Raw genomic sequence first — 16,722 nt, forward strand, 5'->3', positions numbered from 1 at the left:
GGTCGCGCCATGACCGCCGTGGAGCCCACCGACCGGCCCGGTCCCCGCTCGGGTGCCGAGCAGGACGCGGCCGACGGGACCGGAGACCGGCACTACGGCTTCCCGGCGCCTCTCTTCCGGGCCCTCGGCCGGATCCCGGTCCCGCCGCCCGCCGATCCCCGCACGTGGCGCAGCCCGCTGCGCGGTCGCTGGCTGACGTCGGTGCTCGGGCTGGTGCTGCCCGTCGGGCTGCCCGTCGTGATCCTCACGGGGCTGCTGTCCTACATCGCCTACGGCCCGCAGTTCGGGCAGGCCATCCCCGGCGACGTGGGGTACCTGCGCCTGCCGCTGTTCGACTGGCCGACCTCGCCGTCGTGGCTCTACCGCCTCACGCAGGGCCTGCACGTCGGGCTCGGCCTGGTGCTCGTCCCGGTGATCCTCACCAAGCTCTGGTCGGTGGTGCCCAAGCTGTTCGCCTGGCCGCCGGTGCGCAGCCTCGCGCAACTGCTCGAGCGGATCTCGCTGCTGGCGCTGGTCGGCGGGATCCTGTTCGAGCTGGTCACCGGCATCATGAACATCCAGTACGACTACTCGTTCGGCTTCGACTTCTACACCGCGCACTACTGGGGCGCGTGGGTGTTCATCGCCGGCTTCCTCGCCCACGTCGCGATCAAGCTGCCCACGATGGTGCGCGCGCTGCGCACGGGAGCCCCGGGCCGGTGGCTGCACGACACGACCGCGCAGACCGTGCCGGAGCCACCCGACGACGAGCCGGGCCACAGCCTGGTCGCGGTGTCGCCGAGCCCGCCGACGATGAGCCGCCGGACCCTCCTCGGCGCCGTCGCCGGCGGCAGCGCGCTCGTCGGGGTGCTGACCCTCGGGACCACCGTCGACGCGCTGCGCCCGCTGGCGTTCCTCTCGCCGCGCGGGCGCTCGTACGGCACCGGGCCCAGCGACTTCCAGGTCAACCGCACCGCGTTCGCCGCGGGCGTCGGACCCGGCGTCGGCGACGGCTACGCGCTGACGCTGCGCGGGGGCCCGGCCGGCGAGGTCCGGCTCGACCGGGCGGCGCTGAGCGCGCTGCCCCAGCACACCGCGACGCTGCCGATCGCGTGCGTCGAGGGCTGGTCGGTGACGCGGACGTGGACCGGGGTGCGCCTGCGCGACCTCGCCGCCCTGGCCGGCGTGCCGGCTCCCGCGACCGCGTTCGTCCAGTCGCTGGAGCGAGCCGGTCCGTTCGCCCGGGTGACGCTGCAGGGCAACCAGGTGCTCGACCCCGACGCGCTGCTCGCGCTGCGCGTGGGCGAGGACGCCGACGCGATGGCCGACCTCTCGCTCGACCACGGCTTCCCGGCGCGCGTGATCGTCCCGGCGCTCCCGGGCGTGCACAACACCAAGTGGGTCGGCGCGATCGACTTCCGGAGCGCGTGATGGACGGCTTCCGACGCTTCTACGGCGAGCACCCGCTGCACCTGCTCGCGCTGCTCGGCTGCTTCGCCCTGGCCGGGGCCGCGGTGCTCGCGCTCGTGCCGAACCCGAGCGCGGTCACGATCCTCATCTGGTTCGCCGCCGCCGTGATCGGCCACGACCTCGTGCTCTACCCGCTCTACGCCCTCGCCGACCGCTCGCTGGTGCTGACGCGGTGGGTGCGCCGGCGTGTCTCGTCCCGGGCGGTGCTGGTGCCGGCGACCAACCACGTCCGCCTGCCCGTGATCGGTGCGGCGCTCGTCGGGCTGATCTGGCTGCCGACGATCTCCGGCAACGGCGCCGGCGTCCTGTTCTTCGCCGCCGGCCTGCCCCCGACCGTCGACTACGTCTCCCGCTGGCTGCTGCTCACCGCCGTCCTCTTCCTCGCCAGCGCCGTCGTCTACGCCGTCCGCCTGGGCCGCGCGGCCGTCCGTGAGCGGTCGTCCCGGCCGTAGCCGGGACACCGCACCGTGGGAGGTCAGGGCTTGCGGCCCCAGGCCGAGACGAGCGGCGGGTTGGCCAGGTGGAGGCGCCCGGAGCCGAGCGCGTCGAGGTGGGCCGCGAGGTCGTCCTCGGTCGCCCACCCGGTGGCGACGAGCCCCGCACCGACCTGGTGGACGTTGGCGGCCTCGAGCCGGGCGACGGCGGGGTCGACGAGGGGGAAGGCCGCGTCCGCCCCGACCTCGACCAGACCCCCCTCGCGGAGCAGGCGCGGCAACGCCCGCCCGTAGCGCAGGTGGACGCCGCGTCGCGAGAGCAGGTCGATGAAGCCGGCCCGGAGGCGGTTGGCGCGCTGCCCGTCGACGTCACCGCGGTCGTCGGCCTCGAGGCAGGGCACCGGCTGACTCTCGACGTCGTAGTCCTCGACGAGGACCCACCCGCCAGGCCGCAGGGCTCCGACCATCCGACGCAACGCCTCGTCGCGCTCCGGCACGTGCGTGAGCACGAGCCGGGCGTGTACCAGGTCGAAGCCCTCGTCCGGGGCTGGGTCCACCGCGACGTCGTGCACGCGCACTTCCACGCCCGGCGGGACGTCGTCGATCCACCCGACGTCGAGGTCGGTCGCGAGGACCCGGCCCCGTGGTCCGACGAGCCGGGCGAGCATCGCCGGCACCGAGGGTCCTCCGGCGCCGACCTCCCAGCACGCACCGCCCGGGGGCAGTCCGAGGGCTTCCACGTGGCGGGCGGTGACCGGGTCGTAGAGCGCCGAGAGCGCCGCGAAGCGCGCCGCGGCCTCGCTCGCCGCGTTGTCCAGCAGGTAGGCCGATCCGGTCATGTGGCACTCCCGTCGCGATAGGGCGCCCGCCAGTCCGGCGCGTCCCAGGGCGCTCCGCCGTAGATCGTCTCGCGCACGACGAGGCCGTCGCGGAACTCGAGGATGCTCACGCCGTGCAGCGGGTTCCCGCCGTCGTAGCGGACCACGGCCTCGGCGACCCACACGTCCCCGGACCCGACGATCCGGCGCAGGTCGAACGTGACCTCCGCCGGATAGCGCCGCCGCCACGCGAGGAACGTCCGCCGGCCCGTGAACCGCTCCCCGGACTGCGGGAACTCCAGGACGGCGTCCTCGGCGAAGATCTCGTGGGCGAGGTCGGGGTCCTTGCCGCTCATGTGGAGGTAGCGCTCGATCGCCGCCCGGCGGGTCGCGTCGTCGCTCATGACGCGGGCCGGTGGGCGACCGCCGCGAACACGGCGATCATGATCTCGGGGCGCTCGGCCCAGCCGTCCATGGCCGCGGCCGCGGCGCCCCAGCGGGCGACGTCGCCCGCGTCCGCGATCCCCGACGCGACCATCGCGTCCCGCGCCGCCCAGGCCGGGCCGCGCACGCCGACGGGCAGCGGCTGGATGTCGAACCAGCCGCGGAAGGCGTCGACCTCGAGCCCCGCCGCCCGGGCGAGCGTCGCGAGGCGCCGGCCGACCCGCACGTCGTTGCCGCGCTCGGCGTGCCACCGCCCGTAGCGCTCCGTCATGTCCTCGATGTCGGGGCTCGAGGGCGTGATGCCCGCGGCGGACGCGTCGACGTCGAGCAGGTAGACGTGCCCGCCGGGCCGCACCAGCGACGCGACGTGCTCGACGATCCGCTGCTCGGCGCCGCCGTTGTGGGCGAGCACGTGGCGCAGGACGGCCACGTCGTACGAGCCCGCGGGCAGGCCGGTCGCGTCGGCCCGACCCTCCCGGACGCCCGCACGGTGGATGCCGGCGCCGGCGAGCACGGACCGCGCCGTCGCGACCGCCTCGGGGTCCGCGTCGACGCCGGCGACGGCGCCGTGCGGGCCGACGCACTCGGCCAGCGCCGGCAGCATCGCCCCGGGCCCGCAGCCCACGTCGACCACCCGCGCCCCGGTGCGCAGCCCGGCCAGCTCCCACAGGTCCGCCTCCTGCACCCGGGCCCGCTGGGCCATGAAGCGGTAGCGCTCGAGCTCGTCGGGCGAGAGCCGCAGCGCGTACTGCGCGTCGGGGTCGGTCGCGGTCATCGCGCGACGACCGTGCGGCCGGACGGGTCGGACGGGTCGGACGGGGACGCCGCCCGCTCCCCCGCCGGGAGCGCGCCCTCGCGGTGCGCGGCGACCAGCACCCGGCGCAGGATCTTCCCCGACGGCGAGACCGGGATGGCCTCGACGAACGCGACCTCGGTGATCCGCTTGTGCGGCGCGACCCGGGCCGCGACGTACGCGAGGATCTCCGCGGCCTCCACCCCGTCGGCGGCGACGACCACGGCCTTCGGGCGCTGGCCGGCGCGGTCGTCGTCCACGGGGATGACCGCGGCGTCGGCGACCCCGGGGTGCTCCCGCAGCACCGCCTCCAGCTCCGCCGGGGCCACCTGGAGGCCCTTGACCTTGATCAGTTCCTTGAGCCGGTCCTCGACGAACAGGTTCCCGTCGGCGTCGAAGCGCGCCAGGTCACCCGTGTGCAGCCAGCCGTCGTCGTCGATCGTGGCGGCGGTCGCCCCGGCGTTGCCGAGGTAGCCGGCCATGAGCTGCGGTCCGCGCACCCACAGCTCACCGGTCTCGGCCGGGTCGCGGTCGGCACCGGTCTCCGGGTCGACGATGCGCGCCTCCATCCCCGGCAGCAGCCGGCCGCACGACCCGGGCACGACGGGCACGGAGGCGTCGAAGAGCGCGATCGCCGCGACCGCCTCGGTCATGCCGTAGCCCTGGCCCAGCGGGCACCCGACCCGGCGCGCGCACTCCTGCTGCAGCTCGGCGCCGAGCGGGGCCGCGCCGCAGCCGAGCAGTCGCAGCGACGAGAGGTCGTGGCGGGCCACCGCGGGGTGCCGCGCCATCGCCAGCACGATCGGCGGCACCACGATCGAGACGGTGACCCGCTGGCCGGCGATCGTCGCGAGGTAGGCCTCGACGTCGAACCGCGGCAGCGTCACGACCGCGCCACCGGCCCGCAGCGTCACCGCCGCGACCACCGCGAGCCCGACGGCGTGGAAGAACGGGGCCACGGCCATCGACCGGTCGTCGGGCGTGAGGCCCATGAGCTCCTGGGCCTGCGCGGTGTGCGTGACGATCGCGCGGTGGGTGAGCATCACGCCCTTCGCCAGCCCGGTGGTGCCCGACGAGTAGGGCAGCAGCGCGAGGTCGGTGGCGGGGTCGACGAGCCCGGGCGGTACCGCCACGTCCGTGCCGGCGTCGAGGACGTCGTCGTAGGCGACCTCGCCGTCGGGTTCGCCGATCACGATGATCCCGACGTCGCGGGCCTGCTGGGACACCGCGGCCCGCACCAACGGCAGGAACATCGGGACCGTGACCACGGACCGCGCCCGGCCGTCGCGCAGCTGGGCGGCGATCTCGTCCGCCGTGTAGAGCGGGTTGATGCCCGACACCACCCCGCCCGCGGTCATGGTGCCGAAGCAGGAGACGAGCCACTCCGGACCGTTGGGGGCCACGACGGCGACGACGTCACCCGGCACCAGGCCGCCCGCCCGCATCCCGGCCGCGAACCCCGCCACGTCACGGCGCAGCTCCCGGTAGGTCACGACGCGGCCCGACGGCCCGTCGACGACGGCCGGGGCGTCCGGGCGGGCGGCGTCGTGGTCGAGCAGGTACTCGGGGACGGTCACGTCGGGCACGACCACGGCGGGTCGGCGGCTGCGGACGACACGGTCGTCCGGGAGAGCGGTCATCGGGTCCTCCGGGATCACGAGGTCCGCGCCAGGACAGCGCCGAACCGGACCCGCCGGCGTCGGGGCGCCACCCCGAGAACTACGTACTAGTCACATCTCGTGATGGCGTGGGGCATGTCGCCCCTCCTACGGTGGTCCGACGAGGACGAGGAGACACGGAGTGTCGTCATGGGGCTGGCGACGACGGGCTCGGCCGCGCAGGACGCGGCGCTGCTCGAGCGTGAGCACGAGCTCGGGGTGCTCGCGGACGTCGTCGCCTCGGCCGCCGGCGGCCGGGGTGGTCTCGTCTGGATCGAGGGCCCGCCCGGGATCGGCAAGACGCGCCTGCTCACCGCGGCCCGTGACCGGGACGGTGTGGCCACCGTGCTCACGGCCCGGGGCGGCCCGCTGGAGCGGGACTTCGCGTTCGGCGTCGTCCGCGGCCTGTTCGAGCCGCTCCTCGCGGCCGACCGGGACGAGCTGTTCGCCGGCGCGGCACGGCTGGCCGCGCCCGCGCTGACCCTCGAGGGGCCACCCGAGGGCGACCCGGCCGGCACCCTGCACGGCCTCTACTGGTTGGTGGCGGGCGTCGCCGAGCGCGGCCCGGTCCTGCTCCTGGTCGACGACGCGCACCTCGCGGACGCGGCGTCGCTGCGCGCCCTGGCCTACGTCGCGCGCCGGGTCGCCGAGCTGCCCGTCGCGATCGTGCTCGCCCTCCAGGACCCCACCGCCCTGCTCGAGCCCGCGGTGGTCGACGCGCTGCGCGAGGCCGAGGTCGCCACCGTGCTGCGCCCGGGCCCGTTGAGCGAGGCCGCCGTCGGCGCCCTCGTCGACGGCCGCCTCGGGACCGTCCCCGCCGCCTTCGTCCGGGCCTGTCACGAAGCCACCGGCGGCAACCCCCTGCTCGTGCGGGCCCTGCTCGGCGCCGTGGCCGAGGCCGGCGACGGGACGCGGGGGCCCGAGATCGTCGCCGAGCTCGCGCCCACGGTGGTCGCGCGGTTCGTCGCGCGGCGGCTCGGCGAGGCCGGCGGGGACGCCGCGGCGGTCGCCGGCGCGGTGGCCGTCCTCGGCGGCACGGCCGAGCTCCGCCACGTCGTGGCGGTCGCCGGGCTCGACCCCGACCGCGCGGCCGTCGGGGCGGAGACACTCGTGGCCGCGCGGCTGCTGGGCCCCGGGCGGCCCCTGACCTTCGAGCACTCGCTGATCGAGCAGGCGGTCGCCGACCGCCTCGGACCCGCGGAGCGCCACCGCGGGCACCGCCGCGCCGCCGACGCCCTGGCCGCGGACGGCGCCGGCGCGGAGCTGGTCGCCGCGCACCTGCTGCACACGGAGGCGTTCGGCGACCCGACCGTCGTGGCGTGGCTGCGTGCCGGCGGCCGGGCGGCCCTGCGCAAGGGCGCGCCGGAGACCGCCCGCGCGTACCTGCGGCGGGCCGCCGCGGAGCCGCCGCCCGCCGAGGAGCGGGCGGCCGTGCTCCACGAGCTGGGCACGGCGACCGCGCGGGTGTCGCACACCGAGGGCGTCGTCCTGCTCGAGGAGGCGTTCGCGACCGCCACCCACCCCCGGCGGCGCGGCCTCGTCGCCCTCGACCTGGCCCGCGAGCTGCAGACGACGCTCGCCTTCCCGCGCGCCCTCGAGGTGCTCGACGAGGCGCGGGCGGGCCTCGACGACGGCAGCGAGGCCGCGATCGAGCTCGCCGCCGCGTCCGCGGGCCTGGCGCGTCGCGACCCGACCCGGCGCGGCGAGGCGGTCGCGCTCACCCACGCCCTGCGCCGCGAGGGCCGGCTGCCCGCCCGCGGCGGGGCGATCCTGCTCGCGACGACCGCCCTCGAGGCGCTCCAGACCGACCACGACACGGGCACCGTGGACACCGCGGTGGCGATGGCGCACGAGGCCCTCGACGCCACGCTGCGCGAGCCCGCCCCGGACCCGGCCGTCGTCCTGCCCGCGACCATGGTGCTGGTGGCGATCGACCACCTCGAGCCCGTGCGCGCCGCCGCCGAGGCGATGCTCGCCGGGGCCCGGCGGCGGGGGTCGACCGTCGACTTCGCCGCCGCGAGCGTGCTGCGCACCCAGACCCGCTACCTGCAGGGCGACCTGGTGGAGGCCGAGGCGGACGCCCGGCTCGCCGACGCGCTCGCGGTCGAGCACGGGCTGCACGCCGCGCGGCGCTACACCCTGAGCTGGCTGGTCGGGGTCCTCGTGGAGCGCGGCGCGGTCGACGAGGCCGCGGCGACGCTGGACGCCGCACAGGGCCACACCGGCTTCGCGTACCTGCTCGCCGCGCGGGGGCGGCTGCGGCTCGCGCAGGGACGGGCCGCCGAGGCGCGCGACGACTTCACGGCGTGCGGCGAGCGGCTGCGCCTGCGCGGGATCCGCCATCCCGGGCTGCTGCCGTGGCGGACCGGGCTCGCGGCCGCCCAGCACCGCCTCGGGGACGCGGCCGAGGCGGTGCGGACCGCCGACGACGCCGTCGCGGTCGCCCGCCGGTACGCGACGCCCCGGGCGCTCGCCGACGCGCTGCGCACGCGCGGGCTGGTGGGCGGGACGATCCCGCCGCTGCGCGAGGCGGTGACGCTGCTCGGGCCCACCCCCGCGCGCCTGGACCTGGCGCGCGCCCACGTCGACCTCGGCGCGGCGCTGCGGCGCACCAACCAGCGGGCGGCGGCGCGCACCCTGCTCGCCACCGGGCAGGACCTGGCGCTGCGCTGCGGCGCGGACCGTCTCGTCCACCGGGCCCGCGAGGAGCTGCACGCCGCCGGCGCCCGCCCCCGACGCGTCGCCGTGACCGGCGCCGAGTCGCTGACCGCGGCCGAGCGCCGCGTCGCCGAGCTCGCCGCCGACGGCCTGTCGAACCGCGAGGTCGCCCAGGCGCTGTTCGTCACGACGAAGACGGTGGAGACCCACCTCGGGCACGTGTACCGCAAGCTCGACGTCGCCGGCCGCGACGAGCTGGCGGCGATGCTCGGGTGACCGGGATACGTGAGCGAACTTTGGTGCTATGGCACCAAAGTTCGCTCACATGGGGATCAGGCCTGGGCCAGCGCGGGGGCCGGCTCCGCGTCGGGGAGCTCCGCCTCCTTCTCGCGGATGATCGGCAGGACCTCCTTGCCGAACTGCTCGATCTCCTCCTTCACGTGCAGGAAGCACAGGAGGTTGAGGTCGACGCCGAGCTTCTTGTACTCGATGATCCGGTCGGCGACCTGCTCGGCGGTGCCGATGAGCTGGGTCTTGAAGCCGTCGTTGTACTGCACGAGGTCCTCGAACGACGACTCCGCCCACATGCCCTTGCCGTCGGACGCCGACGCGCCCGCCTGCTGGACGGCCTGGCGGAAGCCCTCGACCTGGTCCTTGTTGGCCTTGTCCACGATCTCGCGCAGGGTGTCGCGGGCCTCCTTCTCGGAGTCCCGGACGATCATGAAGCCGTTGAGCCCGAAGTTCACCGTGCGGTCGTTCTCCGCCGCCTCGGTGTTGACGTCGTGGAGCTGCTCGACGACGCCGTCGAAGTCCTTGCCGTTGGAGAAGTAGAAGTCCGAGACCCGGCCGGCCATCTTGCGGGCCGCGGTCGAGTTGCCGCCCTGGAAGATCTCCGGGTGCGGGCGCTCCGGGGTGTTCAGCGGCTTGGGCTTCAGCGAGTAGTCGTGGAAGCGGTAGAAGTCGCCGCGGAACGTGAAGTCGTCCTCCTCCCAGATCCCCTTGAGGCAGCGGATGAACTCCTCGGTGCGCCGGTAGCGCTCGTCGTGCTCGAGCCACGGCTCACCGAAGGCGGTGAACTCGCCCTTGAACCACCCGGAGACGACGTTGGTCGCGAAACGCCCGTTCGTCAGGTGGTCGGCGGTGGCGCCGAAGTTGGCGAACACGCCGGGGTGCCACATGCCGGGGTGCACCGCGGCCATGACCTTGAGCCGCTCGGTGGCCATCATGATCGCCAGCGAGAGCGACGTGGACTCGTGCTGGTACTCGGCCGAGTAGCTGGCCATGTACCGGACCTGGGAGAGCGCGAACTCGAACCCGGCGTTCTCGGCCGCGATCGCGGTCTCGCGGTTGTAGTCCCAGTTCCAGTCGGTGCGCTGCTCGATGGTGCTGGTGACCAGGCCCCCGGAGACGTTGGGGACCCAGTAGGCGAAGCGCAGTGGCTTGGTGGGAGTGCCGACGGACACGGCGGTGCCTCCTCGTCGAGGGGGTGACGCGCGGGAGCTCCCACGCGGGAACGGGCGAGAGGTGACGAACGGAGCTCAGCGACAGAGAGACGTCGCGAGCTTCCCGTGGTCGACGTGCCGACGGCGCGTCAGTCGTGCCCTACCCATTCCCCGCAACGCTTCCGGTACCGCCGGACCCTGTCAACCGGTGACCAGTCCGCGTCACACCGTGCTCGGGTCCGTTGCTCAGGGACGCCGCCACACGTCGCGGGAGTGCAGCAGCTCGATCTGCTTCTCGGTGACCTCGCGCCGGTACTCGGCGTGGTCGTAGGGCTTGCGGTCCAGGTAGAGGTTCTTCGGGTAGATCGGCTCGGCGTAGATCGCCCGGTACTGCTCGGTGGTGAGGTCCTTGAGCCAGTTGCCGAACTGGGCGCGGGCCCGGAAGTCGCGCAGGGCCGGGATGTCGACGGTCCCGGCCAGGTACGTCGAGTGCCCCGCGTAGCCGACCTCGCCGACCACCTGACCCCGGTAGTCGCAGATCATGCTCGGCGAGCCGAACGTGTCGATCGGGACGTCCGAGTCGGTGTGCAGGTAGTAGGTGCCGACCTGGTTGGCGACGACGTACATGTTGTTGTCCAGCGCCCGCGCCCGGTTCTGGATCTCGTAGAAGCCGTTGCCGGCGTGCGGGTGGGGGTAGGGCCCGCGGTAGGCGACCTCGCACCCGTTCATCGCCAGCCCGCGCGCGTTCTCGGGATAGGACGCCTCGTTCGCCATCATGATCCCGAGGCGCCCGATGTCGGTGTCGGCCACCGGGTAGAACGCGTCGAGGCCGTCGCCGTAGAGCTCGACCCACCGGTCCCACACGTTGTGCGGGGTCACCGAATGCTCGACCGGCTGCAGCGGCGTGACCTTGTAGTGGGTCAGCACGATCTCCTGCTGCGGGGAGATCGCGAACCCCACGTTGAAGAACCGGCCCGGGAACTCCGGGTGCCGCGCCTTCGCGGTGGCCATCACGTACGCGTCGTAGGTGGCGGCCAGGCGGCCCAGCGCGTCGGTCTCCGGGCCCGGCACGTCGATGGCGCACTCGCGGGCGAACCACTCGTGGTCGTGGTCGAGGACCTCGTCGTTGAAGCCCTGCAGCGCGCCCTCGGGAATGGTGATCAGCCGGACCGGCAGCGCCATCGCCGAGAGCCACGACGCGGCCTTGGCGAGGTGCTCCAGGTGCTCGAGGTTGGTCTTGATCTCGTCGCGGTAGCGGATCCCGCGCATCGTCGGGATCAGGCCGACCACCTGGTAGGGCTCGATCACACCGGGCTTGACCACACCGGGAAGTACCTCACAGCCCGAAGAGCACCCGCAACGGTGTGACCGCGAAGTAGAGGACGAACGCGACGGCGACGACCCACATCAGCGGATGGATCTCGCGCACCCGCCCGGTGGCCGAGCGCAGCAGCACCCAGCTGATGAACCCCGCGCCGATGCCGTTGGCGATCGAGTAGGTGAACGGCATGACGACGATGGTCAGGAACACCGGCAGGGCGACCGAGAAGTCCGACCACTCGACGTCGCGGACGCCGCCGATCATCAGGGCGCCGACGATGACCAGCGCCGGGGCTGCCGCCTCCACGGGGACGATCTCGTAGAGCGGGGTGAAGAACATCGCCGCGAGGAAGAGCAGGCCGGTGACGATGTTCGCGAGGCCCGTGCGGGCGCCCTCGGCGATCCCGGAGGCGGACTCCACGAACACGGTGTTGGAGCTGGCCGACGCCGCACCGCCGGCGATCGCGCCGGCGCCCTCGACGACGAGCGCGCGCCCGATGTTGGGCAGCTGGCCCTTCTCGTCGAGCAGCCCCGCCTGGCGCCCGAGGCCGGTCATCGTGCCCATCGCGTCGAAGAAGTTCGCGAGCACGAGGGTGAACACCAGCAGCGTCACCGCCAGGGCGGGCAGCTCCAGGAACGCGCCGAACGAGACGTCGCCGACCAGCGAGAGGTCCGGCAGGGAGACGATCGACGACGGCAGGCCCGGGTAGCCGAGGTTCCAGCCCTTGGGGTTCGTCCCGTTGGACGGTCCGACCTGGACGATCGCCTCGACCAGGATCGCGAGCACCGTCGTGCCGAGCACGCCGAGCAGGATCCCGGCGCGCACGCCGCGGGCGACGAGGACGCCGGTGAGCAGCAGGCCGACGCAGAACACGGCCGTCGGCCACGACGCGATCGAGCCCTCGATGCCGAGGCCCACCGGGACCGTGGTGTTGGCCGCGTCGGGCAGGCGCCGGACGAACCCGGCGTCGACCAGCCCGATGAACGCGATGAACGCCCCGATCCCGGCCGCGATGGCGATCTTGAGCGGGGCCGGGATCGCGTTGAACACCGCCGTGCGGAACCCGGTGAGACCGAGGATCACGATGATGATCCCGTTGACGACGACCAGGCCCATGGCCTGCGGCCACGTCACCTGCGGGGCGATCGTGACCGCGACCAGGGTGTTGATCCCGAGGCCCGTGGCCATGGCGAACGGGAAGTTGGCGACGAGCCCGAAGACGATGGTCATGACGCCCGCGACCAGGGCGGTCACGGCGGCGACCTGCGGCACGGTCAGCGTCATGCCCAGCACGTCGCGCTTCGCCGACGGCGACGCCGGGTCGATGCTGCCGAGGATCAGGGGGTTGAGGACGACGATGTAGGCCATCGTCACGAAGGTGACGAGACCGCCGCGGACCTCGCGGGCTACGGTCGTCCCACGCTCGTTGAGCCGGAAGTAGCGCTGCAGCACGGCGCGCAGGCTAACCGCAACATCACGTCCGTATGTGAGCGAACTTCGGTGCTATAGCACCGAAGTTCGCTCACGTAGGGTGCGGCGCGTGCCCGCCCGGTTCGATCTGCACGCCGAGCCGCCGCCCCTGCCGCGGCGGCTGACCGACCCGGTGCCGGTCGTGCTCGTGGGCTCGGCGATCTGGCTGGCCGTCGCGGTCGTCCTCGGGCTGCTCGCGCTGGTCGGCGTGCGCCCGCTCGACGTCTGGTTCGCCGCCGCCCTCGTCGGGGTCGCCCTCGGTGCGGTGGGCCTGCTCGTGCTGGGCCTCCAGCGCCGGGCCGTGCGCCGCGGCGTCAAAGGGGCCCAGAAGCTGTAGTCAGCCGGACAACGCCGCGAGCAGCCCCTTCAGCGGGTCGTCGGCGTGCACCACGCCGTCGGCGACCCACACCCCGGGCGTGTGCTCCTCGGGCGCGCCGCCGCGCTCGTCGTCGACGACGAGCACCCGCAGCCGGTCGTGGAGCACCAGCTCGCCCTCGGGCACCGCGTGGCCCAGCGCGGCCGCCCAGGCGACGACCGCGGGGATCTGCTCCCACGCCACGGACCGTCCGCCCTCGCGCAGGGTCACGCGAACGCGCTCCGAGGCCGGGGCGAGGTCCATCAGGTCGGCCAGCACGGCGGGGTCCCCGGGACCGGGCAGCACCAGCACCGACGCCGGCAGGACCCCGGCGAGCTGGGCGTGGTCGAGCACCGCGGGCGGGACCTCGCGGCGCCCGCCGGGGTCGGCGTCGCGCACGGTGCCGTCGGCGACCCGGACACGGTCGGGCGGGTCGACGTCGGCGACGGTGACCCGCCCGGCGGCGACGGCCTCGGCGAGCGCGGCGTGCGCGGTCGCGGCGATCGCCGGGGTCACCGCGCGGGCGGGGTCGGCGAGGCGGGCGAGCAGGTCGGTCGCGTCGTCGGCGCCCGCGACGCGCGGCCGGGTGCGGACCCCGACCGCGGCGAGGAAGGCCGGGTCGAGGGCGGCGGCGACGTCGTCGGGCACCGGGTCGTAGAGCCCGGCGACGGCCGATGCGCCGGGCAGCCGCCACGCCGTCGGCGGGCGTCCCCCGAGCCGCCCGTGGCGCCCGAGCCACCACGCGGTGTACGGGCGCGGGCCGTCGTCGCCTGCGGCCTCCACCGGACGCGCGCCGCCGAGGGCCTCGCGGACCTCGCGGTCGCCGGCGAGGACCGGCCAGGCCGCGTCCCACCGGTCGTCGGCGACGAGCTCGAGGTCCCGGACGGCCACCATCGGCGCCGGCTCGAGGACCCGCTCCGGATCGGGGTCCATCTCCTCGGCCCACCACAGCTCCTCGTCGTCGAGGTCGTGGTCGGGGCCGGTGGGGGCCTCGTCGCGCAGGACCGCGAACCCGTCGAGGACGCCGAGCGCGGTGAGCGCGTGGCGCGGGTGGGCCTCGGCGACCAACGGGTCGAGCACCCCGAGCGGCCCGTCGGGGTCGACCAGCCCGCGCAGCACGCCGTCGGGCAGGACGAGCTCGTCGGCACGCCGGTACGTGTCCTCGAGGTCGGGCAGGGCGAGCGCCCCGAGGTCGCGGTCGGCCGGCCCGCCGCGGGCGACGAGGTCGAGCACGAGGGCCGCGAGCGCGTCCAGCCCCTCGCGGTCCGCGCCCGCCTCGGCGTCGTCGAGCGAGCGGTCGACGGCCTCGCGCAGGGCCGGGTCGGCGAGCAGCGCGGGCCCGTCGAGGGGACGGGCGCCGACCGCGGTCAGCAGGTCGCGGGCGCCGGGGTCGTCGTCGAGGCCGGGCGCCGCGACCCGCAGACCGGGCACGCCGGCGGCCGCGAGGCGGTCGGCGAGCACGGTGTCGTCGCCGGGCAGCAGCACCCCGCGCGCGGACTGCACCAGGCGGCCGTCGGCGAGCGGCACCGGCAGCCCGGCCAGCTCCTCGCGGGCGTCGGGCGTCGCCAGGGCGGGCAGCGCGGCCAGCCCGGCGAGCAGGCTGCGCCACCACGCCACGGGCCGGTCGACGCCGGCCAGCGCCGCGACCAGCGTCGCCGGCCCGACGCGCCCGACCCCGACCGCCGCCAGCGCCGCGGCGTGCCGGGGCTCGGCGAGGGCGGCGTCGAGGAGGCCCGGGAGCACAGGCGCGAGCTGCTCGGCCAGCGCGGCGAGCACCGCGGGCGGGCCGGTCGGGTCGAGGTCCAGGACCTGCGCCGCGGCCGGGGCGATGTCGTCGCCGGCCGCGGCGGGGGGCAGCCACGGTGTCGTGCGCAGTGCCGCGAGCACACCGTCGCGCAGGGACGCGTCCACCGCCGACGCCGGGAGCGCTGGGCGCGGGACCAGCGCGGGGCGCTCGACGCCGGGGCGGGCCCGCACGAGGTCGGGGTAGTGCGCGGCGGCCGCGGCCAGGACGTGCTCGGTGACGGGCCCGGCCCGCACGTGGCGGCGGTCCGGGTCCAGCGGGACGGTCGCGAGCAGGCGGGCCGGGAGCGTCGTGTGCTCGTCGGTCGGCGTCGGGGCGTGCAGCACGTCGGGGTGCTCGGCGTCGATCACGAGCCCGCCGCCCGGCTCGGCCCAGGTCACGCGCCAGCCCGGGCGAGCGCGGTCCTCGACCGCGAGGTCGGCGAGCAGCTCGGCCGGGAGGGTGCCCTCGGCGTGGGCGACGTGCCACCGCCGGTCGCCGACGACGACGGCGTCGCCCTCCTCGACGCGCGCGACCACGCCCGCGGGCAGGTCGACGGCGCGCAGGGCGGGCAGGGCGAGCAGCAGGTCGGGCGCCTGGGACGCGGCGGTGGCGAGGAGCGCGGCCGGGTCGAGGCCCGGGCGCAGGGGCAGGCGCACCTCGGTGTCGGTGCCCGCCGGGGGCGCCGGCTCGTCGGGGTCGACGGGCCAGGCGAGCCGCAGAGCCGGCGCGGCGCCGTCGCGGCGGGCGAGCTCCTCGGCGAGCGCCCCGACGCCGGTGTCGGCGATCGCGGCGGCGGTGCGCGCCCGGTCGAACACCACACCGGCCGTGGTGCCGTCGGTGGAGCGGGTGACGACCCGCGGTGCGTCGCTCACCGCGGTGACCGCGGCGAACCCGACCCCGAACCGCCCCACCCCGCCCGTGCCGCGCTTCGCCGACGCGCGCAGCGAGGCCAGACCCGCGACGCCCTCGGCGTCGAGCGGCGCGCCGGACCCGGCGACCCCGAGGACGCCGTCGACGACCCGCACCCGCAGCACGGTCGTCGTCCCCGCGCGCTCGGCGGCGTCCGCGGCGTTCTGCGCGAGCTCGACGAACCACCGGTCCCGGTAGCCCCCGCGCAGCAGGTCCTCCTCGGCGTTCGCGTCCTCGCGGAAGCGGGCCGGCGAGGCGGTCCAGGCGTCGAGGACCGCGCGGCGCAGGGCCGCGGTGCCGAAGGGGTCCGGGGCCACGACCGCCGTGTCCCCCTGCGTCATGTCAGCCGTGCGATCCGGCGGGCTCGGGCTCCATCTCCACCCCGTCGTCGTAGACGAGATCGGCGACAGCCACGAGCGACCCGCTGTCGATCTGCAGCTCGGAGTGCCCGCCGCAGCCGTACTCGGCGTGCACGACGTGCCCGTCGGCGGGCACGTTGCCGTTGCCGCACACGCCGAACGCGGCGCGCAGCGACCCGGCGACCGGCAGGTAGAACCCGCACGTCCCGCAGTGCGCCGACGCCGAGCGCGCCATGTCCGCGCCGGGCCCGAAGTCGCCGTCCGACCAGCGGACCGCGGCGTCGAGGCGTCCCTCGCGGCTCATCACCCGCGGGCGGCCCATGCCCAGCTCGTCGCCGACCTCGCGGACGCCCGGCCCGACCTCGGCGGCCTCGACCGGCTCGTCCTCGTCGGGGTCGAGCGCCGCGTGCGCGGGGACCAGGCGCTCGTCGTCGTCCTCGACCGGCAGCAGGTCACCCGGCCCGAGGTCCTCGGCGCGCAGCCGGTCGGTCCACGGCACCCAGGCGGGCGCGACCACCGACTCCGGCCCGGGCAGCAGGACGACCTCGCTGACGTTGACGTCGCCCTCCGGACCGGCGACGGTCACCGCCCAGTACCACCCGCGGTAGCCGGGCTTGTCGGCCGCGAAGTAGTGGGTCGCGGCATCGGGCACGTCCTCGGCGCGCAGCGCCACGGCGTCGCCGACCTGGGCGTCCTCGCCGTCGGCGGTCTCCACCGCCGCGGCGCGCGCGAGGTCGGCCGCCGCGGCGAGATGGGCGGCGACGTTGGTCGGGTCGGCGAGCTCGGGCACCACGGTGTCGATTGTGCCGGTCATCCGGTCGTGCGT

General features: G+C 75.6%; 13 protein-coding genes. 4 read left to right on the forward strand and 9 right to left on the reverse strand.

The window, feature by feature from the left end; all coding sequences use genetic code 11:
- Nucleotides 1-9: 9 nt before the first annotated feature.
- Nucleotides 10-1,410: a molybdopterin-dependent oxidoreductase gene (locus ACR9E3_RS19510; protein ID WP_460382175.1), complete on the forward strand. Its 1,401-nt coding sequence runs from the start codon at nucleotides 10-12 to the stop codon at nucleotides 1,408-1,410.
- A complete protein-coding gene (locus tag ACR9E3_RS19515) occupies nucleotides 1,410-1,901 on the forward strand; it encodes a hypothetical protein (RefSeq protein ID WP_460382176.1) in 492 nt (163 codons plus the stop codon). Before ACR9E3_RS19510 ends, ACR9E3_RS19515 begins: the two co-directional genes overlap by 1 nt.
- Nucleotides 1,902-1,924: 23 nt before the next feature.
- Here the strand turns inward: ACR9E3_RS19515 and ACR9E3_RS19520 are convergent, their stop codons facing one another.
- From ACR9E3_RS19520 to ACR9E3_RS19535, 4 genes are read right to left on the reverse strand one after another with little or no spacing between them, the layout of a single operon-like run.
- Complete coding sequence (locus tag ACR9E3_RS19520) at nucleotides 1,925-2,722, reverse strand: methyltransferase domain-containing protein (RefSeq protein ID WP_460382177.1); 798 nt, start codon at nucleotides 2,720-2,722, stop codon at nucleotides 1,925-1,927.
- Nucleotides 2,719-3,105 (reverse strand): nuclear transport factor 2 family protein, encoded by a 387-nt coding sequence (locus ACR9E3_RS19525; protein WP_460382178.1) that lies wholly within the window; start codon nucleotides 3,103-3,105, stop codon nucleotides 2,719-2,721. The genes ACR9E3_RS19520 and ACR9E3_RS19525 overlap by 4 nt, the downstream gene beginning before the upstream one ends.
- Nucleotides 3,102-3,920 (reverse strand): methyltransferase domain-containing protein, encoded by an 819-nt coding sequence (locus tag ACR9E3_RS19530; protein ID WP_460382179.1) that lies wholly within the window; start codon nucleotides 3,918-3,920, stop codon nucleotides 3,102-3,104. The genes ACR9E3_RS19525 and ACR9E3_RS19530 overlap by 4 nt, the downstream gene beginning before the upstream one ends.
- Nucleotides 3,917-5,578, reverse strand: coding sequence for an AMP-binding protein (locus ACR9E3_RS19535; RefSeq protein ID WP_460382180.1), 1,662 nt, complete (start codon nucleotides 5,576-5,578; stop codon nucleotides 3,917-3,919). The genes ACR9E3_RS19530 and ACR9E3_RS19535 overlap by 4 nt, the downstream gene beginning before the upstream one ends.
- 168 nt (nucleotides 5,579-5,746) lie before the next feature.
- Here ACR9E3_RS19535 and ACR9E3_RS19540 point away from each other — a divergent pair, with 168 nt between their 5' ends.
- A complete protein-coding gene (locus ACR9E3_RS19540; RefSeq protein WP_460382181.1) occupies nucleotides 5,747-8,530 on the forward strand; it encodes a helix-turn-helix transcriptional regulator in 2,784 nt (927 codons plus the stop codon).
- 56 nt (nucleotides 8,531-8,586) lie between these two features.
- Here ACR9E3_RS19540 and sfnG read toward each other — a convergent pair whose 3' ends face one another.
- The 3 genes from sfnG to ACR9E3_RS19555 all read right to left on the reverse strand — a co-directional run bounded on the left by sfnG (nucleotide 8,587) and on the right by ACR9E3_RS19555 (nucleotide 12,469).
- Nucleotides 8,587-9,717 carry a dimethylsulfone monooxygenase SfnG gene (sfnG, locus tag ACR9E3_RS19545; RefSeq protein ID WP_460382182.1) on the reverse strand — a complete coding sequence of 377 codons (1,131 nt, stop codon included), beginning with the start codon at nucleotides 9,715-9,717 and terminating at the stop codon, nucleotides 8,587-8,589.
- Between the two features lie 225 nt (nucleotides 9,718-9,942).
- Nucleotides 9,943-11,019, reverse strand: a complete 1,077-nt coding sequence (locus ACR9E3_RS19550; RefSeq protein WP_460382183.1) for a nitrilase-related carbon-nitrogen hydrolase — start codon at nucleotides 11,017-11,019, stop codon at nucleotides 9,943-9,945.
- A gap of 13 nt (nucleotides 11,020-11,032) precedes the next feature.
- Nucleotides 11,033-12,469 carry an NCS2 family permease gene (locus ACR9E3_RS19555; protein WP_460382184.1) on the reverse strand — a complete coding sequence of 479 codons (1,437 nt, stop codon included), beginning with the start codon at nucleotides 12,467-12,469 and terminating at the stop codon, nucleotides 11,033-11,035.
- Nucleotides 12,470-12,557: 88 nt separating this feature from the next.
- On the opposite strand from ACR9E3_RS19555, the gene ACR9E3_RS19560 reads away from it, so the two are divergent.
- A complete protein-coding gene (locus ACR9E3_RS19560; protein WP_460382185.1) occupies nucleotides 12,558-12,824 on the forward strand; it encodes a DUF2530 domain-containing protein in 267 nt (88 codons plus the stop codon).
- Here ACR9E3_RS19560 and ACR9E3_RS19565 read toward each other — a convergent pair whose 3' ends face one another.
- Entirely contained in the window at nucleotides 12,825-15,878 is a 3,054-nt protein-coding gene (locus ACR9E3_RS19565; protein ID WP_460382186.1) for a sacsin N-terminal ATP-binding-like domain-containing protein, read from the reverse strand.
- A gap of 1 nt (nucleotide 15,879) precedes the next feature.
- Nucleotides 15,880-16,710 carry a DUF3027 domain-containing protein gene (locus ACR9E3_RS19570; RefSeq protein ID WP_460382187.1) on the reverse strand — a complete coding sequence of 277 codons (831 nt, stop codon included), beginning with the start codon at nucleotides 16,708-16,710 and terminating at the stop codon, nucleotides 15,880-15,882.
- Nucleotides 16,711-16,722: the final 12 nt, after the last annotated feature.

It is taken from the genome of Actinomycetospora sp. C-140 (assembly GCF_054796175.1).

Bases quoted from the DNA above. Each gene is read 5' to 3' on its own strand.
- ACR9E3_RS19510 (WP_460382175.1), top strand. From the start codon at position 10: ATGACCGCCGTGGAGCCCACCGACCGGCCCGGTCCCCGCTCGGGTGCC.
- ACR9E3_RS19515 (WP_460382176.1), top strand. From the start codon at position 1,410: ATGGACGGCTTCCGACGCTTCTACGGCGAGCACCCGCTGCACCTGCTC.
- ACR9E3_RS19520 (WP_460382177.1), bottom strand. From the start codon at position 2,722: ATGACCGGATCGGCCTACCTGCTGGACAACGCGGCGAGCGAGGCCGCG.
- ACR9E3_RS19525 (WP_460382178.1), bottom strand. From the start codon at position 3,105: ATGAGCGACGACGCGACCCGCCGGGCGGCGATCGAGCGCTACCTCCAC.
- ACR9E3_RS19530 (WP_460382179.1), bottom strand. From the start codon at position 3,920: ATGACCGCGACCGACCCCGACGCGCAGTACGCGCTGCGGCTCTCGCCC.
- ACR9E3_RS19535 (WP_460382180.1), bottom strand. From the start codon at position 5,578: ATGACCGCTCTCCCGGACGACCGTGTCGTCCGCAGCCGCCGACCCGCC.
- ACR9E3_RS19540 (WP_460382181.1), top strand. From the start codon at position 5,747: ATGGGGCTGGCGACGACGGGCTCGGCCGCGCAGGACGCGGCGCTGCTC.
- ACR9E3_RS19565 (WP_460382186.1), bottom strand. From the start codon at position 15,878: ATGACGCAGGGGGACACGGCGGTCGTGGCCCCGGACCCCTTCGGCACC.
- ACR9E3_RS19570 (WP_460382187.1), bottom strand. From the start codon at position 16,710: ATGACCGGCACAATCGACACCGTGGTGCCCGAGCTCGCCGACCCGACC.